The sequence below is a fragment of the Peribacillus sp. S4 genome (genome assembly GCF_046715815.1).
GTDB lineage: Bacteria > Bacillota > Bacilli > Bacillales > DSM-1321 > Peribacillus > Peribacillus frigoritolerans.
The window spans coordinates 5464956-5490674 of record NZ_CP175708.1; the positions used below are offsets into that span (position 1 = coordinate 5464956).

Consider the following 25719-nt stretch of genomic DNA (forward strand, 5'->3'; position numbering starts at 1 on the left):
AAATCCTTTTATGTATATAAATAAACTGCGCCTATTTAAGGTAGGCGCAGTTTATTTTCTTAATGTAGAATCGTTTTTCTATCGGCATCTTGTGCCCGTTCAGTAATCTGTTCATTGATGTCTTTTTGAATATCATCGATGGCTGTAAAATCCATTGCTTTTACATAAATCTTTTCGAGTTCGTCATGCAGCTCTTTTGCCTTAGCCAGATTTGCTGTCGCTTCATTCATTTTCGTCCGATACCTGGTGGAAACATCCTTTAATTGATCGGCATATATTTCATCTGTTCCTGGCAAAATGGCCGTTTTATATATATCAATGATTTCGTCCCCTCCACAACTCGGGAAATACTCATGAGGCGATGTGCTGTCAAAGATGGCGATTCCCACCTCCCGGACGATTACCATGTCCAAGCTATGCGGATCGAAACCACAATGATATATTTCCACATCAAAGCCCCTTTGCTCCGCAGCCTTTGCAATCTTCTTCAGCATCGTTGATTTCCCTGAACCTGGACGCCCCTTTAAAAAGTACCGTTTTTGTATTCCCTCAGTAATATTGGGTATGAAATCAACTGCACCCGTTGGTGTAGCTGCACCTAAGAATCGGTGACGAACATCCGACTTCTTATTAAGGACGATATCTCTATAAAAGCTTTCAATCAATTTATTGGTCAACCCATTCAATTTTGCGAAATCAATATTTGACTTGTAAATGTCTTCCCATTCATCATGTATCTTTAATGCTTCAGCGAATAGGGTATATGCTTTTTCGAAACTCTTGCTTCTCGCATTCGTCAACTTTATGATGGCCGCTCTTTCAGAAGCCAGCTGCTGGGAATCCCAGGCAGCCCCAAGATTCACATATTCCTCAATCGCCCCTGGTGCCTTCGGCTCAATCACATGCGGCGCAGTCCCATCCACGATACCGATTTTCAAAGCCGGTATGATTACTCCATCAATGGAATCGTTATCGGACGAACAATGCAAATACTCGATGTCATAGTCTTTATCCAGCCATTCTTGGCCGATTTTTTTCATAATGGTCGATTTACCGGAACCAGGTCCGCCTTTTAATATGAATAATCTTTCCAGGCCTTTTAAATTTGAATCATATAAACTATAAAAACCTTTAGCCGTATTGCCTCCAGCAAAATAATTCATCACTTTTCCTGTCACTTTCACACTCTCCCTCACAATAAAGATGTGATCTTCAAGACAGCGTATGAAAAAAGTGCCTAATAGGTGAATACCTAAAGATAAACAATTTATTTTATTAGGGCGGCAGATTCCGCTTGTGTGACTTCCAGGAATTCTGACGGTTTTAAAACGATCTGTGTACCGATTCTCCCTCCACTTACGATGATTTCAGTCAGGTTTGCTGCACTTTCATCGATAAAGGTCGGGTATTGTTTTTTCATTCCGATCGGGGAACAGCCTCCCCGAATGTACCCTGTGTATTTTTGCAGATCTTTAACCGCAAGCATTTCAATTTTTTTTGCACCTGCGGCCTTCGCTGCTTTTTTCAAGTCTAGTTCGGTGGCTACAGGAATGACAAATACGTAAAGCTGCTGGGGTCCGTTATGGGTGACAAGCGTTTTAAAAACGGTTTCTGGCGCTTTTCCAATCTTGTCCGCAACAGTGATCCCATCAATTTTTCCATCGCGGGCATCATAACTCATCATGCCATACTCTATACGTTTGTTATCAAGAATTCGCATTGCATTCGTTTTACTGGCTCCCATAAGAAATTCCCCTTATCGTTTTATTCCATTTTACCATTTTAATTACCAGGCAAAAAGAAAAGCACAGTGCTTATGCATTTGTGCTTTTAGACTATAGACAAATTCGAGGAAAAGCCTGTTTTCCTCAGTTTTTATTAAAAAAAGTTCCAGTCGTGTTCTGAAGTCCGCTCTCTTTTCGACAAATTGAAGCACAGTGCTCATTCATCCTAAGAGTCATTCTAAATGGCGTCTTTGGAAATCCGCTATCCTCTTGTAGTCGCCTTCCAATTGCCTGCTTACGGATAAATAAATTGACATCAATTCTTCATACACTTTGACGTTCTCTTCGATCGGGACAAGTTCATTCGTTTCACCAACCATACCCTCAACCTCATCAAGGCTTTCGATTTCGCCTAAAGCATATAATCCAAGAACGGCGGCACCTAAGCTCGAACTCTCAAAGCTTTCTGGAATTGTCACGTTTTGATTGAATATATCAGCCATGATTTGGCGCCAGAGCTTCGAACGGACAAATCCGCCGCTTGCATGAATCTTCTCGGGAGCACCAGTCAATTCCTTTACGGCTATAAGGACACTGTACAAGTTGTACATTACACCCTCCAGTACTGCCCGGACCATATGGTCACGAGTGTGATGAAGCGCCAGTCCAAAGAAGGAGCCCCTTGCATCGGCACTCCATAATGGTGCCCGTTCCCCTGCCATATACGGATGGAATATCAACCCATCAGAACCAGGTGCAATATTAGAAGCCATATCCGTCAGAATCTCATAGGAGTCCTGTCCCGAAGCCTTTGCTTTTTCGATTTCCACACGGCCCAATTGATCACGTGCCCATCGGAAGGTGATTCCCCCATTGTTGACCGGTCCGCCGATTACCCAATGATTCTCAGTAAGGGCATAGCAGAATGTCCGGCCTTTGGGATCGGTAAGCGGCCTGTCACTGACGGTTCTTACCGCACCGCTCGTTCCGATTGTCACTGCCAGAACGCCTGGCTTGATTGCGTTTTGACCTAAGTTGGCAAGCACGCCATCACTCGCTCCAATCACAAACGGTGTACCAGCATGAATGTTCATTTTTGAAGCTAATTCCTCACTTAAACCTGAGAGGATATGCGTTGTAGGGACAAGCATCGGCAGCTTATCAGCCCCAATTCCAGCAATGGTGAGTGCCTCTTCATCCCAATTCAGGTCATTCATGTTGAACATGCCCGTTGCAGAAGCGAGTGAATAATCCATTACATACTCATTGAAAAATTTATAGATGATGTATTCTTTAATTCCTATAAATTTGTCCGTTTCGTTAAAAATTCCGGGGTGCTCATTTTTTAACCACATTACTTTCGTGATTGGGGACATCGGGTGAACAGGCGTTCCGGTCCTGTGATACAATTGCATCCCCTGTTCCGAAGCCTTCAGTTTCCTCGCATAGGCAACACTTCGATTATCCGCCCATGTAATGCTATTCGTCAGCGGGTTGCCGTCCTTACCCATGGCGATCAAGCTATGCATCGCCGAACTGAACGATATCAATCCCAGTTCTTGCTTTTCTATTCCGCTTGCAATCATGACCTCGCCTATAGCAATGATGACCGCTTTATAAATTTCTTCGGGATCTTGTTCCGCAACGGAAGGAGTTGGACTGTGCAGAGGATATCCCCTTGAACAAGATTGGACAACTTCCCCCCCTTTTGAAAAAAGAACAACTTTCGTACTCGTCGTGCCAATATCGATCCCCATCATATAACCTGAATGCTTCATATATACATCATGCTCCTTTCTCTTAAACAATTGAATTCAATAGTAAGATTAGGATAAGTGAAACGACTGATATAGTCATTTCCATAACCGTTCAAGTCTTTATCGTATGTGCGACTGCTGACCATCCAAAATCTGCTCCATTCACATGTGATGGAGTATTGGACCGGCAATTTACTATAACACCAGGACAGCAGATTTTATCATGGCTGTAACGAGCCAGCCCAACAAATCAAAGGATGTCGCTAGACTGACTTGCAATGGCTTCTTTCACCAGCTCTTGCCATACATTTTTAAATGCACCGCCCGCTCCAATAATCTAGATGATGGAGGCAGCGGACATGAATTGGTTTTGCTCCCCTTTATTAAAACCTCTAGCGCAACCTAATGTAAAGAGTGAAACCATGAGGCGCAATGATTGGTTTTCCAATGAAATCAACCCATCATTCCATGTTGAATCTTCACCAAAGCTCCGATCAACATTACCAAGAGTAATACCTACCCCTGTCTGAACAGCATCTGCAACATCCCGAATATCCATACCTGTGATGATCCCTAAAGTGACGGAAGCGAGCAGTAAGGCAATAATGGGTTTCTTTTTACTTTGGCATGATAAAACCGGGCAACAAGCCCACCTATCCAAATAAACCAAACATCTTATTCAAGCATTCACCCTAAATAGGAAAGGAATCCATCAAGGTAAGATCTCAATGAAAAAAGCATCGAACCCGTTCATTATGAACTAAACTCGATGCCTGATTCAGTCTTGGATCGATCAACCGCCAATAAAAAGAGGACCGGATCTTTGCTTGATTTCTTCCTCCAGTTGTTCAGGATAGGCAATGAGGAAGCAGGTGGATGGTCCTGATGATTTTTCAATATCGACTTTATTGCTTATATGCATAGAAACACCTTCACCACTTTGATCAAGATGTCCCCATTCATACGCTATCCCTTTTGAGCCGACTGGAAGTGCCTGAACACCTACCATTTCACATAAGCTTTTATATAAAGATAATGGTGCGACCCATTCTTGCTGTTCCATAACTTCCTCTCCAACGAGCGGCCTGCCGATCAGGGCGATTTTCCGTAAGGGCTGTTGCTTTTTAACACGTTCATTCACTCGTTTACCAATCACCATAAGACCAAGTGCCGACTGAAGAAGCGGCATGTTACTTTCTGTGCTGCCAGTGATGGGAAGATCCTCCATTCCCAATTCATACAGCCCCTTCCTGACACCCCTGGTCAAGTCCTCCCAGGCTTCATCACCGCAGAAATTATTTAGTACGACGGCTACGGGTCTTCCGCCAACGCCCAGGCATTCCATGACGGCAACCCGAAAGGAATAATATCCAACGACCTCATAAGGGACATGGACAAGATCTTTTTCCTTCAGCCCGATCCCGCCACTATTGTCACTTGAGACGATCAAGGAATCTGATTCGGAAAATGGCAAAATCAATGAATCACTCATTCTGCTAATCCATCTTTAAAAATGAGTTTTTTCAAAACAGGCTCCAAGCGCGGCAATAAAAGGACTGCCAATACTACATTTACCGCCGTCGCCACCGTTAAGCCCGGAACCAATAACGTGTAAAAGCCAGGGCTGATCAGAAATGCGAAAGGCAGGGCCAAAACGAAGGCATTACTGATAAAGAAGAGGAAAAATGCGCCTACTTTTTTCCCGTTTATATATAAAATGCTAAACATCCATGTCAGGACAGCCATTTCGACCATGATCAAAAAGTGGAATGGCCCAAGTGTCATGCCGCCGATGAACGCTGAAATGATATGACCAAGCCCAGCAACTATAGCCCCCGATACCGGGCCAAGTATGACAGCCGCCAAAAGGGCCGGAAAACTATCCAAAGCGATGCTTCCGATCGGTGAAGGGATTTTAATCATTGCCCCTACCGCCGATAAGGCGATGAATATAGCAATTGCACTAATTTTTCTTACATCCATGTTTACTCTTTTTCCTTTCTTTTCCCTCCCCGGAACACATTTGCGCTGCGGATATATTCCACATCTTTTACACCAAGACGGAAATTGATCACACGTGCAACAGCAAAGAAGTAATCCGACAAACGATTTAAATATTGAAGTGATAATGGTGAAACGGCCGCACCCGACTTGATCAATGAAACGACCAGCCGTTCTGCTCTTCTTGTCACGGTTCGGGCAATGTGAATCGTTGCAGCCGCTTTTGAACCGCCAGGCAGGATAAACTTTTCCAATTCCGGCGCTTCAAGTATGAAGGCATCTATCCGTTCTTCCAAATAGGTAATGGCCTCATCCGTCAGCTTTTGCGGGGCTTTCTCAGAAACGGTTGCCAAATCACCGCCGCAGTCAAACAACTCATGCTGGATTTTTTCTAGATCGGCCAGTATATCCGTAAATATCGCAGGATCCAATTCTGTCACCGCAAGACCGATATAGCTATTCACTTCATCCACCGTTCCATAAGATTCAACACGAATGTCATCCTTGTCAAGCCGACCTCCGATTACGCTGGTTTGTCCCTTATCCCCTGTACGTGTATAGATTTTCATCCCAATTACCTCCTCTACTTTATTCGCTGGTCAATTCCATACCAGATGATATCAACGCGCTTTGATATGGATGCTACATCTTGATAGACCCATCCGCAGGCATCGCGCCATCTGCGATCTCTTGCTTCCATCGGGACTATTCCCTTGGAAATATCAGAACCTATCACAATGCAGCAATGTTCATCCCTTTCATTCTCCCATATTCGCCAATCGGCCATGATTCCCTTCCATTTTTTTCGAATCGAATTTGAATCCATCTTTTCTGCATCGTGTTGAATCCATGCATCCAATCCTTGCAATATAACAATCTTGCCTTGAAAATCAATCATTTCCGGCTGTTCTTGTCGATAACCGGATAGCCAAAGGACATCATTTTCCAAACCATACAATTGCCTTACCCATTTAGTTTTGCCATTATAGGCGCCTCCTGTAACAAAGTGCAGCGTTCTCCCCTCCTTAAGCTGTTCCGGTCTTCCCATATGAGCTCATATCCCCTGCCATGGGAAATTCCCCAATCAAAAAAAGACTTTTCCTGCGGGGCATAACGGACCAATAAATCACGAATTACCCCTCCATGGGTCATTAGGGCAAATCGGTTCTCCTTACCGGCAATCAATTGTTTCCAGCCATTATTCACACGTTCGGAAAATGCCGGATAACTTTCACCCCCAGGCACCAGTGCCTCCATGGGACGTTCCAGCCAATTAAGATACTCTCCATCTGTCTTCAACTCTTGATACGTCTTTCCTTCCCAATTGCCGAAGTTCATCTCACGGAACGAAGGGTTTTTGAGCGGAACTGCATCTGGAAACAGAAGTCGTGCAGTTTCCACACAGCGGGGCAAATCGCTGCTGTGAATTTTTTCATACTGTGGGTAAGAACCCCTTAAGTTAAATATTTCCTTTTCTCCTTCGGTACTTAATGGAGAATCTGTCCACCCTAAATAGGCCCTTCGCTCATTCGCTACTGTCAGCCCATGGCGAAGTAGTGTAATAGCCACAATATCAGCCATAACCAAAGCTCAACCCCTTCCACGGATGCCCCCAGCACATCCCCCGTTATCCCACCGAACCAACTGAGGATTTTACGTTTCATATATACCAGGAAAAACACGGCAGCCAGACACATGATGAAAAATAAGGTGACAAGCTTAAAATCAATGATCCAGGCAAACGCCAGACTTACAAGGAGGTACAGCCAATAAATGGGCAAACTGCTTTTCATCACTGCACTTTGAAAAAAAGCACCTAGCCCCTCTTTTTTAGCGAGCGGCATCCGGATGAGTAAATAACCCATCACACATTTGCTTAAGAGCGGAAGGGCAATGATCAAGAAGTATGTCCATTCATTTACCCTTTCGACAATTTCATAGATAAATAGAAACCGTGCGGCCAATAGGACTATGACGGAGATGACACCGAAGGCACCTGTCCTGGAATCCTTCATGATTTCCAATCGCCGCTCTTTATCCTGATAGGAAAAAAAAGCATCACTTGCATCGATCCAGCCATCGAGATGCAAGCCTCCCGTTAATGCCATGGTCAAAAACCAAAGGAAAAAGGCAATCGAAAGCGATGACAATGGGGTCCATTCCACAAGTGCATACAAAACGCCGCCCAATATCAAGCCTAGCAAAAGACCTACTAATGGAAAGGTTTGAATGGCACGGTGAATATATTTCTTCTCCATCGGAAGCTGCTTCTTTATTGGAAAGACCGTAAAGAACTGCAGGTTAATTAAAAATCCAATCACTCCGCTCATTCCTGCATGCCCCCTTTCTTCCGCAATGGAATTCCCGCTTCCACTAGATAGGCTTCATCGGCCAGCCCGACGATCGTTTGATGAAGCAATCCCAGTGTTTTTCCGTATATATGAAGGAAATCATCCTGGAAAATCGGTTCCTGCACCAATTCATTGCTCACGACAATTAAACAATTGGATTGTTTTTTTATCTCATTGATTCCGGTTATTATTTTTGAAAAAACGCTATTTAAGAATTCTTCTTCAAGCGGAAGGCCAGGGCCAAATAGTTCGTTATCAAGCAGGGTTGTCAGACAATCGAGCAGAATTATGGAATCCTGATCAATATCCGCCCCTATTCTTGTAATATCCGTTGCGTATTCGGAGGTCTTCCACGCAATCGGGCTGCTTTCCCTATCTTTCCGGTGCCTAAGGATGCGTTCACCCATCTCAGCGTCACTGACTCGGCCACAGGCGAGGTAATGCAAGTTCCCATCCATCTGGAGTGCATACTCCAGGGCTTTTCTTTCCGCGAAGCTGCTTTTTCCAGAACGGACACCCCCGGTTATAAAACAGAGCCTTGCTTTCTCCACTGTCTTACCCCCTCCATCAGTGCTTCGTTATCATGTTCACTCTTCACTGCAAACCGAAGCCACCTTCCATCCAAACCCGGAAAATTATAGGTATGGCGCGGTACGATTCCTTTTTTCAGCAAAAAGGGGAAAAGGGATAAAGATTCATCTTTCACCAAATAAAAATTAACTGTGCTATCGGAGACATCCAACCCCTGCTCCTCATAAAACCGGAATAGTTTTTGCTTTTGCCATGCAATAAAGTCTCTTGTTTTTCTCATATAGGCTTCTTCTGCAAGACAGATTTTCCCTACTTCAAGTGCCACATGGTTGACGCTCCAATGCGGTTTATAATTTCTTACCCGTTTTATGATGTCAGGTGACGCAAGCAAATAGCCTAGTCTCAAACCGGGGATTGCAAAGATTTTAGTCATTGATCTTAGTATGAGTAAATGTGGAAATGCATTGATTAAAGAAGCATAACTAAAGGCATCCTCCGTGAAATCATAAAAAGCCTCATCCAGGACAACCAGGCAATCCGCTTTTTGGCATTCAATGATCAATTCCCTAACTGTATCCCGCTTAAATGAAACTCCCGTCGGATTATTAGGCGTACATAAGAAAATGGCATCATATTCGGGTAATTGCGGAATCAATCGTTCCAGGTCCAATTGCCACCCAGGAGCATCAAGCTGGTGAAAATCGACCTTACAACCTGCTGCCAAACAAGCTTCAGCATATTCCGCAAATGCCGGCTGTATGATCAGCACCCTTTGATTGGCTAATCCGTTCGCTACCAGCATGATGATTTCAGCACCACCGTTCCCCATCAAAACGGATTGCTCGGGAAGTGCTTCTTTTTTTGCAATGGATTTTGTCAGTTCAATGGCATGCGGATCTGGATATTGAAGGATTCCTTCGAAAAACCCAGACCACTGTTGCTTTATGCGTAAAGGCGGACCCAATGGGTTGATGTTAGCACTGAAGTCGAGAACCGATTCAGGCATTTCAATTTTCAGCGCTTCATAAAGATAATGAGGATTAGAGCCATGAGAAGGTAATGTCAAGAATAAGTCCCCCTAGCCATAGCATCAGCAGAAATAGAAAAGATGACCGATGCATGATGGTAATCGTTTGTGGTATATGTTTTGCTTCCAATCGAACAAGCGGAACTCCCATCCTCGCACGATCGGAAACAATTCCTTTGTACATATTACGGCCTCCAAGCTGTATTCCCAAAATCGCAGCAACGCCTGCTTCACACCACCCGCTATTCGGGCTTGGATGTTTTTTTGCGTCATTGAATAATATCTTCCATCTGGCGCCGAATCCATGATAGACGGATTTCGAGCTCAGCAACATCAGGAATCCGGTGAGGCGGCTGGGAATCCAGTTGACGATATCATCGAGCTTTGCTGAAGCCCATCCGAATTGCCCATATTTATCATTCTTGTACCCTACCATGGAATCGCAGGTATTAATCGCCCTGTACACCATCGCGAGCGGCGCACCGCCGATAGCTGCCCAAAATAATGGCGCTGTAATCCCATCACTGGTATTTTCCGCTACGGTTTCCACCGTGCCCCTGACGATTTCTGGCTCATCAAGATCAGCCGTATCACGGCCGACGATATAGGAAAGCTTTACCCTCGCTTCAGGGAAATCCCGTTCATTAAGCGGAAGGCAAACATCCATCCCAGCTTGCTTCAGGCCCTTCTGAGCTATCGTTGTGGAAATGACAACAGCTTCCCAAAGGATACCTGCAAGCGGATGGATTAGATAAGCCAAATAAACGGTAAGAAGTGTAATCAATAACACCGCCGATAGGACGATGATCAACATGAAGAGCCCTTTCCGTTTCTTATATGCCCCTTTATTGAACGCCAGGTCCAACTTGCTAATCATCGTTCCTATCCATTTGACTGGATGCGGCCAACTTGGAGGATCTCCAATTAATAAATCAAGGAAGAACGCCAGCGTAACCGCAAAAAGATGATGATAAATCATAATTCCTCAATCCGTTTCCGATTATTCGTCAATGCTTCCACTGTACAATCATATACACCGCGACTGATCAGCTTCCCTAACGGAGTGATGGTGCCTGCATATTGAAGCTTTGCCCCTCTTTGAGTTGCCGCAATCAACATGCTGTCTGTCGATGTTCCTGTTGCACAAGTATTTGTCACCTTATCCATGACATGCAAATCATGAAGCGCTTTTACTTTTGCCTCGGTCGCAGTCACTATACTGTGGATATATGCCTCTTCTGCCAAATGCCCATTTACGAATATCCATGTATTTATCGTTCCTGGAGAAGAACTCCAAGAATGCCGGTCAGCTAATGAAGCGTCGATGGCATTCCCTACACCGGCCGTCACAATGATAAAAACCGAGAAATCTTCAGCTCTTAAAAGCTTGAAAGCGACCGTATCGAGAAAGACAGCTGTCATCATCCCTACCGTTTCCTGAGGCTCAAAACCATGAGCTGTTAAATAGTCTGCCATTTCAACATGATGATCCTCGCAATCATAACCATGATGGACGTGCCTATTCACAAAATACTTATGCCAGCCCGTCCCAGAACCAGTCACTCCAGAAGACATCGTTCTAAGCGGGATCGGAGACTTCAATTGAATCATCTCAAATCCGACTGTCAAATAAGATTCATCAATTTCCAGCGGGATGGTATCCTGGCCATGCTTTTCCGGAACGATGAACATTTGCGGTTTCGGAAGGGCGGGATGCGGATGTTTTTCGATCGTCGTATGATATACACCCTGAATCCGTTCCTGTTGAAGCACTTCATTCGGGACATCAACGACCTGAATCTGCCCTTTCTCAAGCAGCATAAGCCGATCACAATATAATCCAGCCAAATTCAAATCATGAAAAATTGAAATAACGGTCAACTTCTGCTCTTTTGCCATTTTCCTCATTAGATCAAGAAGATCTTTTTGATAGGAAAGATCCAAATGGTTCGTAGGCTCATCCAAAAAAAGGATTTCCGGCTCTTGGGCAAGGGCCTGTGCCAGCAGGACCCTCTGCCTTTCCCCTCCTGATAATCGATCAAAATGAAGATCCTGAAAATCAGCTACTCCCGTTTGTTCCATCACCCGCTGGACAATCGATTCATCTTCTGCGGACCAACTATGGAACCAACCTGATTGATGGGCATATCGCCCAAGCGAGACCGTCTCTTTTACTGTATAGGAGAAAGCTAATGAGGAATGTTGAGGGAGCACGGCAATGACCTGTGCAAGTTGTTTTGACGAATAATCCTTCAAATCCCTGCCGCTTATCCGTACGCTTCCGCCTTTATAATCAAGCACCCCGCTAAGCATACTTAAAAGCGTCGTTTTCCCGCTGCCATTAGGACCAAGAACCCCGAATAATTCCCCCTTATGTACATCAAAAGAGACAGAGTCCAAAACAGCTTTGTTGTGATATCCACCTGTTAACCCTTTTACTTCAAGCATCCGTTTTTACCCTTCTCTCCGTCTCTTTAATAAAATCAGCGCAAATGCAGGTGCCCCGATAAGTGAGGTGATCACCCCGATCGGCAGTTCCGATGGGGCAATGATCGTTCGTGCTACAAAATCGGCCAATATCAAGAATCCGCCTCCTATCAACAATGACAACGGAAGCAAATGTTTATGGTCAGGTCCCCAAATCTTTCGGACAAAATGAGGAATGACCAATCCTACAAAACCAATCGCCCCTGAAACGGCAACGGCTGCCCCTGTCAATGTCGAACCGGCTATCAAGATCCACATTTTCCGCCGCTTGACGTTCACACCTAAGTGTTTTGCCCGGTCTTCCCCGAAAGTCATCGCATTCAATTCTTTTGTATTCATGATCAAGGTCAACGAGCCAATGATAAAAAACGGCAAAATGATTACGATATAATTCCAGCCGCGCATTGAGACGCTTCCCATCAGCCAGCCGATGATTTGTCTTAATTCATCACCCGTCAGCGCAATCATCAATGAAATGAAGGCACTTAAAAACGAGCTGAAAATGATTCCCGTTAAAATGATCGTTTCCACTTTCATCGACCGATCCATTCTTTTTGCAAAAGTCAGTACGCAGAGCATCGTGAGCACTGAACATAAGATGCTCAATGCCGGAAGAGTATATAAACCGATGAATGGCAGTGATATATTCAAAAATATCGTCAATACGGCGCCGACCGATGCTCCTGATGAAATACCTAATGTGTAAGGATCAGCGAGCGGATTCCGGAGCAGACCTTGAAAAGCCGCACCCGCGATCGCAAGTGATGCCCCAACCAAACCAGCGAGCAGCACCCGCGGCAAGCGGATGTTCATCACGATATTCGTAAGCATCACATCCGGATCGGCAGAAATCGGCAAGTGGAAAATCTCCTTGCCGATTATTTGTATAAGTACGGGAATCGGAACTGGCACCGAACCAAAGGAAATGCCTATCGTCATTGCGAATAACAAAATCAACAACGCAATCAAATAAGCAAACGCCCATTTAGTTGTCAAATTGGTTCGGATAGACTGCTTTGGCAAGTTCCTCTACTCCTTCTATTAAGCGTGGACCGGAACGGGTCACCAAGTCAGAATGGACATCAAAGACTTGGCCATTCTTAACAGCATTTACGTCTTGCCATCCTTTTCGGGCCTTCACTTCACTTACTGCATCTTTCGTATAATAACCATACGTTGTAATGATGACATCAGGATTTGCAGCAATCATCGACTCTTCATCAATTTTTGCCCAACCGTCCAATTCAGCAGCCGCATTATCCGCTGAAATAATCTGAAGCATCTCATTCATGAACGTATTTTTTCCAGGTGTGTATATTTCCGGTGAAGGCGAAACTTCCACTAAAACGGTCTTCCTATCCTCTTTCTTTACGGATTTGGCTTTTTCCTGGATATCCTTGAGCTTCGTTTTCATATCCTTAACGATTTCGTTTGCCTTATCATGTTCTCCCGTTGCCTTTCCAATCATTTCAATAGATTCATAGACTTGGTCAAAGCTTTGTGCATCATTGACTACGAGCACATCTATTCCAGCATCCTTAAGCTGCTGTAAACCCTCATTTGAATTATGGGCACTTGATGCATGCGCAAGAACAAGGTCAGGCTTCATGGAGACAATCAGCTCCGTGTTCATTTCCATTCCGCCAACTTTTTCAATTTCTTTCGTCTCTTCCGGGTAATTATCATTGTCGGAAACACCAACGACCTTTTTACCCAAACCAAGTGCAAAGACCACTTCCGTATTACTTGGTATCAACGAAACGATTTTCTTCGGTTCTTTTTCTATCGTTACCTTTTCCCCACTTGCATCTTTAATCGTAATCGGGAAAGCCTCGTGTTGAGCATGATTCGTTTGCTCTTTTTCTTTTCCTTCATCAGCAGCACCACCGCAGCCTACCATCATGCCTGCAGTAAGCAACATTAACAGTATCAGACCAAAAATCTTCTTCATTTTCATTCCCCACAATCTTTTTATTTAATTTCTTCATACCTAACAGAGAAAACCAATACTGGAAGATACCCCCAAAATAAAAAGCATCTCCCGTTAAACGGAAGATGCTTGCATGGCAACAATATCAATACGGACTCTTTCTTAGGGTCTGCCACACACCTTCCCATCCGCGTAGGTTACAGGTGTACGAATTCTGGCAGGTCTCCTGGCTCATGGTCATCGTCAACGGCACCTTCCCATATCTCATACAGTGGTACACAGCCGTCAGCTCCCATATACAGTGGCGGGACCGCGTTGGCATTTCACCAACTTCCCTATTAAGTCATTAAGACACCAAATCGTTCATATGTATATAATTTTCACTGCCTTCATTATACACCATGTAAGAATCGATTATTATATGATTTTTCTGAACAAGTGCGAAATGACCCTTCCACCTTCAATGCTTTGCAGCATTTTCAATCAGCGACGCAAACCCATTGATCGATAACCCTGGTGAAATCCGAACTCGATGCAGAGCATGCATCCCTTGGTCGCTTGAAGCTCCCCCAGGGTCGGTAGTGACTGCCATCTTGTATCCAGCTTCTTCTGACAGCCTGAGACTCTCTTCGTTATACCGGCCAACCGGATAGGAAAGAACTGTCGTGTCCTGGTCGAGGATATGGTCGAACAGCACCTTCGACTGAACCATTTCCGCTTCTTGCTGCTCTGCCGTCATGCGGTTCAGCTCCAAATGGCTGATGGTATGGCTTTCAATTGAAATCCCATCCCTGCTCATCTCCAACATTTGATTTTCAGTCAGGTGATGGCCATTATCAATGGACTTCCCGATCATGAAGACAGTTGATTTCATATCATGTTCTTTTAATATCGGGAAGGCCTCCGTGTAGTTATCTGTATAGCCATCATCAAAAGTAATCCAGACGCACTTCTCACTTGGCATCCGATTCTCGGTTAAAACGAGGAATGCTTCTTCAGGGGATAATGTATAGTAACCATTCTCCCGAAGCCAAGCCATCTGTGATCGGAATTCCTCCCTTGGAACCCGAAGGCCATTCCCTTGGGAAATGCTGTGATACATCAATATCGGGAGCTGGACCGGGGACTCGGCCTTTAACCAGTCTCCCGTATCGATTTGCCCCTCCGAATCCTGCCCGGTCCCATTCTCAGCCGCTTCGGCCACTTCAATGTCATCTTCCGCAATCGGTGCAGCCGTCTTTGTGCCTATCCCCTCTAAAATCCCTTGTGAGCATCCAGGTAAAATCAAAACCCCCAGCAATGCCGCCATCCTTAACACTCTATATTTTTTCACTATCATTCTCCTGATTTTTTTATAGTATAATAGTACCAGAAAACCAGCGGGCAATAAAGTATTCCATTTAATGAAAAAAGAGGAAAAACGAAAGCTTAGCGACACGCTAAACATTCATGAGGATTTTTTTTCATAAGTATGTGCTATTAGCTTGAAAAGTTTGCCTATAAGAAATATAATAAATAAGTCGTCGACTTTAATATATGTCCCAGTAGCTCAGCAGGATAGAGCGACAGCCTCCTAAGCTGTAGGTCGTAGGTTCGATTCCTATCTGGGACGCTAAAGTTTATAAGCCCTGTTATAATGCGGTTTCTCCGTGTTGTAGCAGGGTTTTTTTCTGTTGGTATGACCGTAAAAGCCGGAAATTGTATGTAGGATAAAAGCATTTCTGTACGTAGGAAACAGTGATATTCCATATCACTATTATTTTTCTATGTTTGGAGGTGCTTTTTTTCATGAAAAAACACGTTATTAAACAGCGTGGAACAGCGTTAAAGGAACGGAAATTGACCAGTAAGACTACTGAAAGTTTCACGATTGAATACACACTGCATGAAGCCTTAGATATTTTTCTACGTGCAAAAGTTGCTGAAGGTGTCCGACAGCGAACATTAGGCGAATATGTGTGAAGTGAAAAGGATATTTTCGAAAATTCTTGTTGGACTATAGTAAAAGGGGTTTATCAGTGATACAGACTGATAAACCCCTAAATTCATTTTATTGAAAATTAAGCACTTCTATTTCTTTAATGTTAAAGAGCGTTTCCACGAACCATTCCATTTAAATCCAATAGGGTGTCCTGCAATTATAACACCTAGCACATAAACCCCATCAACAGTTATGTTAGCAGTATCTTTTGTACTGTTCTTTTTACTGAAGGATGCCTTCCCGCCTTTATGTAACCAGTCAACTTCCAAATTAATTCCAGTTAAGTAAGAATCGTAATTAGAAACTGATACAAACTGAGGTTTTTTATTAACCAATTTATATTTGTATTTTATTCGAATATTCTTGTATGAACCTAGTACGATTTTCCCATTTTGAACTGGTGACCACCAGTTCAAAAGTTTTGAGCCACTCTTTGTAGTAGCAAAAGTTTGCATTCCACCGGAGTTTTCTTCATCTTCAGAAACTGAAATTTCTTCATTAACTTCAATTTCATCTTCTTCTTGAAGACCTTTTACGAATTCTTCAAATTCTTCTGTTGTATCAAAATCTAATTCTGTTGGATTAATAGTTTCTGTTGAATCATTCAAGTCAACTGTTTCAAAACCATAAGTTTTTTCTAACTGGTTGATTTCAGCATTAATGTCCTGTTGATTAGATGAAGATTCTGCGAAAGTTTGAATAGGATTAGCTATCCCGAGCATAAATAAAGTAAAAACACATATGATGCATGAAAACTTTTTCATGTTACCCCCTAATAAAATATGATAGTATAAAACTACAAATATATTAACATAATTTCAAAAAGAAGGCAAATATGCAATTAAATAGAAGAGGTGGTAAAAATTGTTTTATAAGAAATTATTCTTAATTAGTTTGGCTGTGACTATTGTTGCAGCATTCGTGTTACCACAAATTGGCGATGGATATGGTATACCTTTGAATTGGATAATCTATAGAGGTGATGGAGAGGTCACAAATATTCTACAAATATTTCAGTATAAGATTTTTAAACACACACAGATTAAATTAGGTTTACTTGTACTAAATACTCTCATGCTATTTGCAGTTTTAAGTATAATATTTAAACTTTTTACGAAAATGGACAAAGCTAGGTAGGAACAGTGTATAAACTCGAATGCCGAAACTAATTTTAAATGTCTATATTGGAAACTTCCTTTAATAGAAAGGTGTTTTAAACATTTTTTGGTGTACTGAATCTCCTTAATTATAGGACAGTTAAAGGACGACGATTATATAGAAAACTTTGGCGAGAAATGATAAAAAAGCTTTGATGTTAACTGTAGATAACATCGTGGAAAGGTGAGTAAGAAAGAAAAATTTAACTTCTTTCAACGTTGCCGGACCTGGGTAGGTACGCAGGATTGCATAGAGAAACGCTGCAATTGAAACGTTACGTTATCTGAATAAAATTATATCTTTTTTTAAAATAAATGTTTTAACCTGTCCCATCCGGGTATACAAATACTGTAAGACATTCTCACCAAAGGAGATGATAGTGCATGATGAGTACAATCAGAAGCCAATGGAACAAAGAGAATGACGCAGCGGTGTTTAGTCCCGGTGATCAGCGTTAGAGTCAATTGAAGAGTTGGAAGATAATCAAGCATGGGAATTACTAGTCTTCTCATCCAAAGGAGGAAGATACGATCATGAGTATTTACAGCCTATGGAATCCAGAGAATGATGAAGCAATTTTCAGTCCGGGTGATCAGAAGCCATTCAGTACGCTCATACGAATAGATTCGGATAAACACACACACACTGACAAAACACTTGAATATGAATTACATGGCACCGTACTGAATGAAATTTAATCGAAGCAGGAATATACCGAAAAAGGATGGAGCGATTGCTCCATCCTTTTTCATTTATTTATCGAATTTCAGTTTCGCCAAGGCATCTGCCAATGCAGTATTGATCGGCTCTTCTTTATTTTGCTTTTTCATATAATTGGTTACTTCATTTTTGGATACTTTTTGATTTTTATTTTGCCCTCTTCGTTTATTGTAAGAAGATAGTTTTTCGTGAAAACCGCATTTACAGGTGAATGTCTGTGCTTCTCCTTGACCGCGCATTTCCATCTTTTTATGACATTGCGGGCATCTGGCATTTGTTACACGTGAAACACTTTTTTTGTGGCCGCAATCACGATCTTGACAGACAAGCATTTTTCCCTTTTTACTATTCACTTCCAGCATCAGCTTGCCGCAATCAGGACATTTCGTTCCTGACACGTTATCATGCTTGAATTTTTGGTCACTATTTTTGATTTCATGGACGATATTTTTGGCGTAGGAGCGCATATCGCCGATGAAAGCCTGTTTTGGCAGCTTTCCTTTTGCTATCGCAGTTAACTTTTGCTCCCATTGAGCTGTCAAAGCTGGAGAACGCAAGTCTTCAGGTGCCAATTGAAGAAGTTGTTTTCCTTTCGAGGTGACATGAAGGCCCTTTCCTCTCTTCTCGATCAGGAAGCTATTGAACAGTTTTTCAATGACATCCGCACGTGTTGCAACAGTTCCAATCCCGCCAGTTTCACCAAGAGTCTTGATGAGCTCTTTGCTTTCCCCTGCCATGAAACGAGCGGGATTCTCCATTGCCGAAAGAAGCGACCCCTCATTGAATGGTTCCGGCGGTTTCGTTTCACCCTCTGTTTGTTTCACAGTCGAAATGGTTAAAATGTCACCTTTTTGAACGTTCGGAAGCAGTTGCTCCGCAAGGCCCTCTTTAGCTTCTTCCTCATCGAATTGGTGATCATAAACTTCCTTCCAACCTGACTTCAGGATGACCTTCCCTTTTGCCATGAACATCTCCTGCCCCATTTTTGCGGTGATGGTCGTTTGTTCATATTCAAAAGGCGGCATCAATACAGCAAGGAACCTTTTAACGACCAAATCATAGATTTTCGATTCTTTGTCACTCAGTTTTCCCGGCAGCGGCGTTTGCTCAGTGGGGATGATTGCATGGTGATCAGAAACCTTGCTATCGTCCACGAACGATTTATTTGTTTTAATCGGGCTGCGCAGGATCCTCGATGCATACTGGGCATATGGTTTAATGCTTACAGCCTGTAATCTTTCTTTTAGCGTATCAACCAAATCCGTAGATAAAAAGCGTGAATCCGTCCTTGGATAAGTCAAGACCTTATGGCTTTCATATAAGCGCTGCATGATCGATAACGTCTCCTTCGCCGAATAGCCGAATTTCTTATTGGCGTCCCGTTGAAGTTCTGTTAAATCATATAAAGAAGGGGAAAAACTTTTCTTATGTGCCTTGTTCACTTCAACCACTTCTGCACTTTTCCCCTTAACGGCTGCAAGAACCTTTTCTGCCTTGTTTTTATCAAAAGTGCGGATATCTTTTGATTGTGCATCTTGCCAGACGAGGCGCAAATTGGGTTCTGCAATTGCCGAAACGCCATAATATTTCTTAGGCTGGAACTGTTTTATTTCCTCTTCTTTTTTTGCAATCATCGCAAGTGTCGGCGTTTGGACCCTCCCGCAGGATAATTGGGCATTATGCTTGGTCGTTAGGGCACGCGTCGCGTTCATCCCAACGATCCAGTCCGCTTCCGCCCTTGCTACAGCAGAGGCAAATAGGTTTTCATACTCCTTGCCATCTTTCAGATTTTTAAATCCATCTTTGATCGCTTTATCCGTTACAGAGGAAATCCAAAGCCGCTTGACCGGCTTCTTCACATTCGCTTTTTCTAGAATCCAGCGTGCAACAAGTTCCCCTTCACGGCCTGCATCCGTCGCAATGATGACATCCTTGACATCATTGCGATTCAATTGTGTTTTAACCGATTGAAACTGTTTGCCTGATTGCTTGATCACGACCAATTTCAAAGTAGGCGGCAACATGGGCAGGTCCTCAAGGCGCCACGTTTTATATTTTTCATCATAAGATTCCGGATCTGCATGGGTAACCAAATGACCCAGTGCCCAAGTGACGATATACTGATCGCCTTCAAAAAAGCCATTCCCCTTTTTCCCGCAATTCAACACTTTTGCTATATCTCTGCCGACCGATGGTTTCTCGGCCAGTACGACTGTTTTACTCATATTAACATCCTTTCGCTTTTAAACTGGTTCCTCTATTATCTCATATAATTTATGACAGGGCGATAATGCACCACGGCATTGGATCGGTTGGTTCACTTTAAGGATTCCCCGTACCCACATATATGTAATTTAATAGATTAGATAGCATTCCCGTGCAGATTTTAGTATGATGAAACGTAGGGATTTTTTCAAATTAATTGGGAGGTTCAATATAAAATGAGCTTACTTTCTATAGATAAATTAGCACACAGCTTTGGCGACCGTACCTTATTCAAGGATGTATCATTCCGCCTGATGGCCGGCGAACATGTTGGTCTGGTCGGGGCAAATGGTGTCGGGAAATCAACGATGATGAATATCATTACAGGGCAACTCATCCATGATGATGGCCGGGTCGAATGGACACCTGGTGTCGAATATGGCTATCTTGATCAACATACGATACTTTCAAAAGGTAAATCGATTCGCGACGTCTTACGGGATGCATACTTACCTTTATTCGAGCAGGAAAAAGCACTGAATGAAGTTACAGAGAAAATGGGTACTGCCACTCCGGAGGAACTTGAAGAACTCTTGGAACAAATGGGTGAAATCCAGGACAAGCTGGAAGCCGGCGGTTTTTACAATCTGGATATTAAAATTGAAGAAGCGGCACGCGGTTTAGGGTTGGATGCAATCGGTTTGGACCGTGATGTCTCTGCCCTGAGCGGCGGACAGCGGACAAAGGTTTTACTAGCCAAGCTACTTTTGGAACAGCCTGAAGTACTGCTCCTAGATGAACCGACGAACTACTTGGATGTGGAGCATATCCGCTGGCTGAGCAGCTACTTAAAGGAATATCCTAATGCATTCTTATTAATTTCGCATGATACCGAGTTCATGAACGGCGTCGTCGACGTCATCTTCCATCTTGAATTTTCTAAACTGACCCGTTACACGGCAACTTATGAAAAATTCCTTGAGCTGGCTGAATTGAATAAAAACCAACATATTAACGCCTATGAAAAACAGCGCGAATTCATTAAAAAGCAGGAAGATTTCATTGCAAAGAATAAAGCACGCTATTCAACGACCGGACGGGCAAAGAGCCGTCAAAAGCAATTGAATCGCATGGAACGCATCGATCGTCCGGAAACTGCAATGAAACCTACCTTTGACTTTAAAGAGTCACGTGCGAGCAGCCGTTATGTCTTTGAAGGTGAAGATCTGGAAATCGGATATGACCGCCCACTGCTTCCGAAGTTGTCCATGACCATCGAGCGGGGAGAAAAAATTGCCGTGGTCGGCTGTAACGGAGTTGGTAAATCCACTCTATTAAAAACGATTTTGGGTAAAATTGATCCTCTAGGCGGTAAAAGATCACTTGGCGATTTCCTTTTTTCTTCTTATTTTGAACAAGAAGTGAAAGCAGGCGATACGACGCCGATCGATGAAGTATGGAATGCATTTCCGCATCTGGACCAACCGCAGGTACGTGCGATTCTTGCCCGTGTCGGTTTGAAAAACGAGCACATTACACGTCCGATGAGCCATTTAAGCGGTGGGGAACAAGCAAAAGTGCGCCTTTGTAAACTCATGCTTACCGAAAGCAATTGGCTGTTATTCGATGAACCGACAAACCATTTGGATGTCGTTGCAAAAGAAGAACTGAAACGTGCATTGAAAGAGTATAAAGGAACGATTGTCCTTGTATGCCATGAACCTGATTTCTATGAAGATTGGGTAACCAAAGTATGGGATGTAGAGGAATGGTCGGCACAAAATTAATTTTTTCGGGGATGTCGCGGAAGCGGCATCCCCTTTATTGTGGAATAAATAAAAAGCTGACTGAAAACACTCCTTCAGTCAGCTTTCATTTCCTCATCATGCAGCTTAAACTCGTTCCGCCACCAAGGTATATGTTTTCGGAAGCCCGATATCATGGATTTTATGATTCGGTTCTTCCTCGAGCACTTTAATAACGAGCCCTGATTGACCAATTGACGTTATAAGTTCCCCGATTGTCCATTTACGCTGTACAACTCTTGAAAGGCTCCCTTTTTCTTCATCCGGCATATGCTTCGAAAAAGCGACCTCATTGTTTTCGATTGCCGGAGCAAAATAGTTGCCTGTTATTTTATGTTTTTTACCATTTGAAGTAATGAGCTTTGTTGAAATTGGATGAAATTCATGCAGTACGATTCGGCCTCCAGGTTTCAGCATCTTTTTAATTTTTTCAAATAACGGCTGCAGATCTATTAAGTAATGAAGTACACCTAGCTCCATTAAAACCAAATCCTGATTCCCTGATTCATGCTCGGATGATAGCGAAAGGACATCCGAAACGATATACTCGATGGAGACACTGGCGCCACTTGCCAGTTCATTTGCAAACATTGCGTTTTCCTGGGAAAAATCAACAACTTTCACTTCTGCTCCCAATATGGCCAGTGCAACTGCCTTCACACCGTTCGATCCCATCAAATGTGTGATTTTTTTGCCGGATATTTCCCCCATATATTTATAAAAAGGGTGCAGTCTCCATTTTGGGTTTTGTTTGATTTTTGATGCCAATTCAACGGGATTTCCATAACGATTGACAAGCGCTAAATAATTATTCTGGTTCCAGGCTTGTTCATTTTCCGCTGTGAACCCCTTCTGCTCAGCTGATAAGTAAGCATGAATCTCGGCACTGAACTTTCTCATTTCTTCTTCGTATAAATAGCTGTATAACGACCTGCACCAAACCTCCATATCCCCCATCTTTATGGATAAACGATAAGGGTCCGTTTTAATGGTCGTGTTAAACCGGCAGCGAACAGTGACAGAAATCCCCTCGACATCCATTAGAAAGAATGCAGTCTCAGGACTTCTTTCAGGCTTTGTTGGCGCGTATTCGGAAAAAAGATCCAAAGCCTCATTAAAGACATCCCATTGTACATCCATGCTGATTTTCTTATATTCATCGATATCCACTCCTTGTACGAAAAGCGCAGATCGACCTGTATATTGGTAGGGAATATTAGCTTGATCCAATATGTTCGCCATTAATGTGATTGTATGATAATAACTTGCCTTCATATGTACCTCCTAAACATCAAAAGAGCATGACAATTATTCTTCTATAGCAAATTTCAAACCGGTACTCGTAATGGCAATCAGCTCTTCATCGTGGCGATCTATGCCATAAACGAGTAATGTAACAAGCATATATATGGCTCTGAACCGGGCTAGGCTCTCTGTTTCCTTTTCGATTTCACCATAGATTTCGAAAAAAGTACTGCGCACCTCTTTTGGGAAATAACTGTATAAAAAGGAGAAATCAATGGCTGGATTCCCGATATGGACATCTCCCCAATCAATGACACCTGCGAGAACGCCTTCGTCATCAAGTAAAACATTCCGGATATGGATGTCTCCGTGAACGAGCGAAATCGGATGCTGAACATCCAATTCACCTTCACCTAAGGTTTCAACAAAATCCTTAACTGCATGCGCCTGTTCAAAGTATCCTAGCTTTATTAGATTCGAGACATTTTCCATAAGTGATTTCTTTCGATAGGGTATATCAAGCCTCATCATCCCATCAGGCTGCACACCTAAACGCTTAGCCTTTTCGACAGGAAAACTGTGAAGAACCTTCAAAAAGCGGGCAAATCTTTTTGCCGATTCGACCTTTTTTGCTTTTGTTCCTTCTACAGGCAAGTGTCCCTTCACCATTTTATAACCGGTAAAAGGATAAGGATACAACGTGCTTGGTTTCCCAAAAAATATTGGTTCCGGGATAGCAAGCGGAAAAGTGCCTGCAATGGAAGGCAAAAGCTGATTTTCCACCTGAATCAACGTAACTGCAATAGGGCGGCGGGGAAAACGGAATACAAATTGCCCATTGATTTGTATGACCGTGTTATCGAAACCCTCCCCAAGTTGCTTGATCTCTTCCAACTCAATTTCCGGAAACTGCAGCATGATCAATTTCCCTGCCAGCTCCAGAGAAACTGGATATTCTGCCAACCAAGGCTTGTTCACTCCCGTCTCCCCCTTTTACCGGTTTCTCCCTCTATTGGGGCTGTTGCCAGATCCACCTCTGCGATTACTCGCCCCTTGTGTACTAGTTGATCTGCGGCTGTCCCTTTGACCTCCTCGTGGATTGTCACGCTTTTGTCCACGGCCGTCTTCCGAGCGGCCACCCCGCGGATTCTCTCTCCTTGGTCCGCGGCCGTTTTCCGAACGAACTCCCCGTGAATCCTCACGTATAGGCCCGCGGCTGTTTTCCATCCGGCCTCCACGTGGTTTCTCCCTCTCGACTTCACGATTGTCCGCTTGATTTACAGAACGGTGACTGCCCCGATTCGGTCCTCTCGTATCAATCCGTTCCCGATGTTTCCTTCCCCCTCCCGAACGCGGGCGGCGAGTACCCTCATCAGAAGGGTCTTCATGACGCTTCCTTTTTTGCCTCACCTCATCGGGTTGGAACATTTTCACTCCTTCAATCGTCCTTCTTTCGATTTTCATGGAGATCCCTTTTTCAATATCGCTTAATAGCTGAAGATCCTTCGTTGCTATGAAGGTGACAGCCAAGCCATTCTCACCCGCACGGCCCGTCCGCCCGATTCGGTGGATGTAACTTTCTGCATCCTCGGGAACATCGTAATTAAACACATGGGTCACGCCTTCTACATCAAGCCCTCGTGCAGCAACATCCGTCGCCACTAAATATTGAAGCTTTGCGTCTCTGAAGTTTTTCATGACACGTTCCCGCTTTGCCTGTGAAAGGTCACCATGAAGCTCTTCAGAATTGAATCCAGCTGCCTTCAGGGCATCATTCAATACCGAAACGCGACGTTTTGTACGGCAAAATATGATTGCAAGGTATGGCTGTTCTTCTTTTATCATGTTGATTAATGAAGATTGTTTGGCACGATCGGTCGTCTCGATGACAAGCTGCCTGATTTTCTCGACCGTTACTTGCTCAGCCTTCACAGCGGCAGTTAGTGGTTTAGTCATATAGCGTTTAGCCAATTGATGAACCTGTTCTGGCATCGTCGCTGAAAAGAGCAGCGTTTGGCGCTCCTCTGGAAGCTGTTCCATGATCTCTTCCACTTCTGGTAAAAACCCAATATGAAGCATTTGATCAGCTTCATCTAACACAAGCGTTCCAGTTTGTGAGAGATCGATGGTGCCTCTTCGTAAATGATCTAATAACCTGCCGGGCGTGGCGACCACCACGGAGATGTTTCTTGTCAGCTTTTTCATTTGCTGCTCGACATCCTGTCCGCCATAAACTGCAAGCACTTGAAGTCCTTCGATTTCATCAGCGAATTTTTTCAATTCAGCAGTGATTTGTAAAGCCAGTTCCCTTGTTGGCGTGACGATCAGTGATTGTATGTGGGATGCGGCGGGATCGACTTTTTCCAGGATTGGCAGTAAAAAGGCCAAAGTCTTCCCCGTCCCTGTCTGCGCCTTCGCGATGACATCCCTTCCAGCAAGGATATCGGGTATCGATTTCTCCTGAATCGGGGTTGGGGTGGATATTCCTATTTGCTTTAATATGTTGTTAATCGCCGGGCTGACGCCAAGGTCGATGAATTCTGTCATGTATGGGCCTACTTTCTGAATTTCTTCATTTAATTTACTGATAAATCCACTTAAATGGTAACAGCTTCCTTCATTTCAAGTCATTATCCTTAGTCTAAGCTATTTGTTAGTATATCATTATCTATTTTCGAGAAAACCTGTACCTTAAAATTTTTCATCCTATTGTACTTTAGTTATTTTTCTAATATAATTTATAAGATTTATTACCATCTATCGAGCTACTTACTTGAAAAAGGGTAAGCATCTCCTC

The 25719-nt window shown here is 43.4% G+C and carries 25 protein-coding genes, 1 tRNA gene and 1 riboswitch; of the genes, 4 read left to right on the top strand and 22 right to left on the bottom strand.

The features are described from left to right. Positions 1 to 59: 59 nt before the first annotated feature. The 17 genes from ACJ9PY_RS26265 to ACJ9PY_RS26345 form a co-directional block, all read right to left on the bottom strand. A complete protein-coding gene (locus ACJ9PY_RS26265) occupies positions 60 to 1178 on the bottom strand; it encodes a PRK06851 family protein (protein WP_057278215.1) in 1119 nt (372 codons plus the stop codon). An 89-nt stretch (positions 1179 to 1267) separates the two neighbouring features. Then, positions 1268 to 1744, bottom strand: coding sequence for a Cys-tRNA(Pro) deacylase (gene ybaK, locus ACJ9PY_RS26270; RefSeq protein WP_095678764.1), 477 nt, complete (start codon positions 1742 to 1744; stop codon positions 1268 to 1270). Positions 1745 to 1957: 213 nt separating this feature from the next. Continuing rightward, entirely contained in the window at positions 1958 to 3502 is a 1545-nt protein-coding gene (gntK, locus tag ACJ9PY_RS26275; protein ID WP_057278217.1) for a gluconokinase, read from the bottom strand. A gap of 316 nt (positions 3503 to 3818) precedes the next feature. Continuing rightward, on the bottom strand, positions 3819 to 4142 hold the full coding sequence (locus ACJ9PY_RS26280; RefSeq protein ID WP_057278218.1) for a hypothetical protein: 324 nt from the start codon (positions 4140 to 4142) through the stop codon (positions 3819 to 3821). A gap of 132 nt (positions 4143 to 4274) precedes the next feature. Then, on the bottom strand, positions 4275 to 4973 hold the full coding sequence (locus tag ACJ9PY_RS26285; RefSeq protein WP_411739297.1) for an ATP-binding protein: 699 nt from the start codon (positions 4971 to 4973) through the stop codon (positions 4275 to 4277). Next, complete coding sequence (locus tag ACJ9PY_RS26290; protein WP_063574619.1) at positions 4970 to 5464, bottom strand: ECF transporter S component; 495 nt, start codon at positions 5462 to 5464, stop codon at positions 4970 to 4972. The genes ACJ9PY_RS26285 and ACJ9PY_RS26290 overlap by 4 nt, the downstream gene beginning before the upstream one ends. Positions 5465 to 5466: 2 nt before the next feature. Beyond that, positions 5467 to 6051, bottom strand: coding sequence for a cob(I)yrinic acid a,c-diamide adenosyltransferase (locus ACJ9PY_RS26295; RefSeq protein WP_241589569.1), 585 nt, complete (start codon positions 6049 to 6051; stop codon positions 5467 to 5469). Between the two features lie 14 nt (positions 6052 to 6065). Continuing rightward, on the bottom strand, positions 6066 to 6530 hold the full coding sequence (locus tag ACJ9PY_RS26300) for a bifunctional adenosylcobinamide kinase/adenosylcobinamide-phosphate guanylyltransferase (RefSeq protein ID WP_411739298.1): 465 nt from the start codon (positions 6528 to 6530) through the stop codon (positions 6066 to 6068). Beyond that, positions 6446 to 7063: a histidine phosphatase family protein gene (locus ACJ9PY_RS26305; RefSeq protein WP_411739299.1), complete on the bottom strand. Its 618-nt coding sequence runs from the start codon at positions 7061 to 7063 to the stop codon at positions 6446 to 6448. The genes ACJ9PY_RS26300 and ACJ9PY_RS26305 overlap by 85 nt, the downstream gene beginning before the upstream one ends. Then, positions 7021 to 7812, bottom strand: a complete 792-nt coding sequence (cobS, locus tag ACJ9PY_RS26310) for an adenosylcobinamide-GDP ribazoletransferase (protein ID WP_411739300.1) — start codon at positions 7810 to 7812, stop codon at positions 7021 to 7023. Before cobS ends, ACJ9PY_RS26305 begins: the two co-directional genes overlap by 43 nt. After that, positions 7809 to 8384, bottom strand: a complete 576-nt coding sequence (locus ACJ9PY_RS26315; RefSeq protein WP_057278223.1) for a bifunctional adenosylcobinamide kinase/adenosylcobinamide-phosphate guanylyltransferase — start codon at positions 8382 to 8384, stop codon at positions 7809 to 7811. The genes cobS and ACJ9PY_RS26315 overlap by 4 nt, the downstream gene beginning before the upstream one ends. Continuing rightward, entirely contained in the window at positions 8357 to 9430 is a 1074-nt protein-coding gene (gene cobD, locus ACJ9PY_RS26320; RefSeq protein ID WP_400449956.1) for a threonine-phosphate decarboxylase CobD, read from the bottom strand. The genes ACJ9PY_RS26315 and cobD overlap by 28 nt, the downstream gene beginning before the upstream one ends. Then, on the bottom strand, positions 9405 to 10370 hold the full coding sequence (cbiB, locus tag ACJ9PY_RS26325) for an adenosylcobinamide-phosphate synthase CbiB (RefSeq protein WP_411739301.1): 966 nt from the start codon (positions 10368 to 10370) through the stop codon (positions 9405 to 9407). Before cbiB ends, cobD begins: the two co-directional genes overlap by 26 nt. After that, a complete protein-coding gene (locus tag ACJ9PY_RS26330; protein ID WP_411739302.1) occupies positions 10367 to 11839 on the bottom strand; it encodes a heme ABC transporter ATP-binding protein in 1473 nt (490 codons plus the stop codon). The genes cbiB and ACJ9PY_RS26330 overlap by 4 nt, the downstream gene beginning before the upstream one ends. Before the next feature lie 6 nt (positions 11840 to 11845). Continuing rightward, on the bottom strand, positions 11846 to 12901 hold the full coding sequence (locus ACJ9PY_RS26335) for a FecCD family ABC transporter permease (protein WP_411739303.1): 1056 nt from the start codon (positions 12899 to 12901) through the stop codon (positions 11846 to 11848). Next, complete coding sequence (locus ACJ9PY_RS26340; RefSeq protein ID WP_411739304.1) at positions 12864 to 13835, bottom strand: ABC transporter substrate-binding protein; 972 nt, start codon at positions 13833 to 13835, stop codon at positions 12864 to 12866. The genes ACJ9PY_RS26335 and ACJ9PY_RS26340 overlap by 38 nt, the downstream gene beginning before the upstream one ends. Before the next feature lie 171 nt (positions 13836 to 14006). Beyond that, positions 14007 to 14182: riboswitch (cobalamin riboswitch) on the bottom strand. A gap of 86 nt (positions 14183 to 14268) precedes the next feature. Beyond that, positions 14269 to 15117 (bottom strand): polysaccharide deacetylase family protein, encoded by an 849-nt coding sequence (locus tag ACJ9PY_RS26345; protein ID WP_411740338.1) that lies wholly within the window; start codon positions 15115 to 15117, stop codon positions 14269 to 14271. 229 nt (positions 15118 to 15346) lie between these two features. Here ACJ9PY_RS26345 and ACJ9PY_RS26350 point away from each other — a divergent pair. Next, a tRNA-Arg gene (locus tag ACJ9PY_RS26350) sits at positions 15347 to 15420 on the top strand. Positions 15421 to 15596: 176 nt separating this feature from the next. Next, positions 15597 to 15770 (top strand): hypothetical protein, encoded by a 174-nt coding sequence (locus tag ACJ9PY_RS26355; protein WP_162604434.1) that lies wholly within the window; start codon positions 15597 to 15599, stop codon positions 15768 to 15770. Positions 15771 to 15878: 108 nt separating this feature from the next. Here the strand turns inward: ACJ9PY_RS26355 and ACJ9PY_RS26360 are convergent, their stop codons facing one another. Further along, complete coding sequence (locus tag ACJ9PY_RS26360) at positions 15879 to 16553, bottom strand: hypothetical protein (RefSeq protein ID WP_411739305.1); 675 nt, start codon at positions 16551 to 16553, stop codon at positions 15879 to 15881. A 927-nt stretch (positions 16554 to 17480) separates the two neighbouring features. Here ACJ9PY_RS26360 and ACJ9PY_RS26365 point away from each other — a divergent pair. Next, on the top strand, positions 17481 to 17645 hold the full coding sequence (locus ACJ9PY_RS26365) for a hypothetical protein (protein ID WP_156319600.1): 165 nt from the start codon (positions 17481 to 17483) through the stop codon (positions 17643 to 17645). 54 nt (positions 17646 to 17699) lie between these two features. Here ACJ9PY_RS26365 and ACJ9PY_RS26370 read toward each other — a convergent pair whose 3' ends face one another. Continuing rightward, positions 17700 to 19892: a DNA topoisomerase III gene (locus tag ACJ9PY_RS26370; protein ID WP_411739306.1), complete on the bottom strand. Its 2193-nt coding sequence runs from the start codon at positions 19890 to 19892 to the stop codon at positions 17700 to 17702. A 216-nt stretch (positions 19893 to 20108) separates the two neighbouring features. Between ACJ9PY_RS26370 and ACJ9PY_RS26375 the strand changes: the two genes are divergently transcribed. Next, on the top strand, positions 20109 to 21659 hold the full coding sequence (locus ACJ9PY_RS26375; RefSeq protein ID WP_034316019.1) for an ABC-F family ATP-binding cassette domain-containing protein: 1551 nt from the start codon (positions 20109 to 20111) through the stop codon (positions 21657 to 21659). Positions 21660 to 21764: 105 nt separating this feature from the next. On the opposite strand, the gene ACJ9PY_RS26380 is transcribed toward ACJ9PY_RS26375, so the two are convergent. Genes ACJ9PY_RS26380 through ACJ9PY_RS26390 form a run of 3 tightly spaced genes read right to left on the bottom strand, consistent with a single transcriptional unit; the run spans position 21765 to position 25469 of the window. Further along, on the bottom strand, positions 21765 to 22952 hold the full coding sequence (locus ACJ9PY_RS26380) for a class I SAM-dependent methyltransferase (RefSeq protein WP_411739307.1): 1188 nt from the start codon (positions 22950 to 22952) through the stop codon (positions 21765 to 21767). 33 nt (positions 22953 to 22985) lie between these two features. Next, the gene (locus ACJ9PY_RS26385) at positions 22986 to 23900 is read right to left on the bottom strand and encodes a phosphotransferase (RefSeq protein ID WP_063574610.1); all 915 of its coding nucleotides are present in this window, start codon (positions 23898 to 23900) and stop codon (positions 22986 to 22988) included. A gap of 15 nt (positions 23901 to 23915) precedes the next feature. Continuing rightward, the gene (locus ACJ9PY_RS26390) at positions 23916 to 25469 is read right to left on the bottom strand and encodes a DEAD/DEAH box helicase (RefSeq protein ID WP_411739308.1); all 1554 of its coding nucleotides are present in this window, start codon (positions 25467 to 25469) and stop codon (positions 23916 to 23918) included. Between the last annotated feature and the right edge of the window lie 250 nt (positions 25470 to 25719).

Coding starts and splice junctions, on each gene's coding strand:
- ybaK (WP_095678764.1), bottom strand. CDS start 1,744: ATGGGAGCCAGTAAAACGAATGCAATGCGAATTCTTGATAACAAACGT.
- gntK (WP_057278217.1), bottom strand. CDS start 3,502: ATGAAGCATTCAGGTTATATGATGGGGATCGATATTGGCACGACGAGT.
- ACJ9PY_RS26285 (WP_411739297.1), bottom strand. CDS start 4,973: ATGAGTGATTCATTGATTTTGCCATTTTCCGAATCAGATTCCTTGATC.
- ACJ9PY_RS26290 (WP_063574619.1), bottom strand. CDS start 5,464: ATGGATGTAAGAAAAATTAGTGCAATTGCTATATTCATCGCCTTATCG.
- ACJ9PY_RS26295 (WP_241589569.1), bottom strand. CDS start 6,051: ATGAAAATCTATACACGTACAGGGGATAAGGGACAAACCAGCGTAATC.
- ACJ9PY_RS26300 (WP_411739298.1), bottom strand. CDS start 6,530: ATGGGAAGACCGGAACAGCTTAAGGAGGGGAGAACGCTGCACTTTGTT.
- ACJ9PY_RS26305 (WP_411739299.1), bottom strand. CDS start 7,063: ATGGCTGATATTGTGGCTATTACACTACTTCGCCATGGGCTGACAGTA.
- cobS (WP_411739300.1), bottom strand. CDS start 7,812: ATGAGCGGAGTGATTGGATTTTTAATTAACCTGCAGTTCTTTACGGTC.
- cbiB (WP_411739301.1), bottom strand. CDS start 10,370: ATGATTTATCATCATCTTTTTGCGGTTACGCTGGCGTTCTTCCTTGAT.
- ACJ9PY_RS26330 (WP_411739302.1), bottom strand. CDS start 11,839: ATGCTTGAAGTAAAAGGGTTAACAGGTGGATATCACAACAAAGCTGTT.
- ACJ9PY_RS26340 (WP_411739304.1), bottom strand. CDS start 13,835: ATGAAAATGAAGAAGATTTTTGGTCTGATACTGTTAATGTTGCTTACT.
- ACJ9PY_RS26345 (WP_411740338.1), bottom strand. CDS start 15,117: ATGGCGGCATTGCTGGGGGTTTTGATTTTACCTGGATGCTCACAAGGG.
- ACJ9PY_RS26355 (WP_162604434.1), top strand. CDS start 15,597: ATGAAAAAACACGTTATTAAACAGCGTGGAACAGCGTTAAAGGAACGG.
- ACJ9PY_RS26360 (WP_411739305.1), bottom strand. CDS start 16,553: ATGAAAAAGTTTTCATGCATCATATGTGTTTTTACTTTATTTATGCTC.
- ACJ9PY_RS26365 (WP_156319600.1), top strand. CDS start 17,481: ATGAGTATTTACAGCCTATGGAATCCAGAGAATGATGAAGCAATTTTC.
- ACJ9PY_RS26370 (WP_411739306.1), bottom strand. CDS start 19,892: ATGAGTAAAACAGTCGTACTGGCCGAGAAACCATCGGTCGGCAGAGAT.
- ACJ9PY_RS26375 (WP_034316019.1), top strand. CDS start 20,109: ATGAGCTTACTTTCTATAGATAAATTAGCACACAGCTTTGGCGACCGT.
- ACJ9PY_RS26380 (WP_411739307.1), bottom strand. CDS start 22,952: ATGAAGGCAAGTTATTATCATACAATCACATTAATGGCGAACATATTG.
- ACJ9PY_RS26390 (WP_411739308.1), bottom strand. CDS start 25,469: ATGACAGAATTCATCGACCTTGGCGTCAGCCCGGCGATTAACAACATA.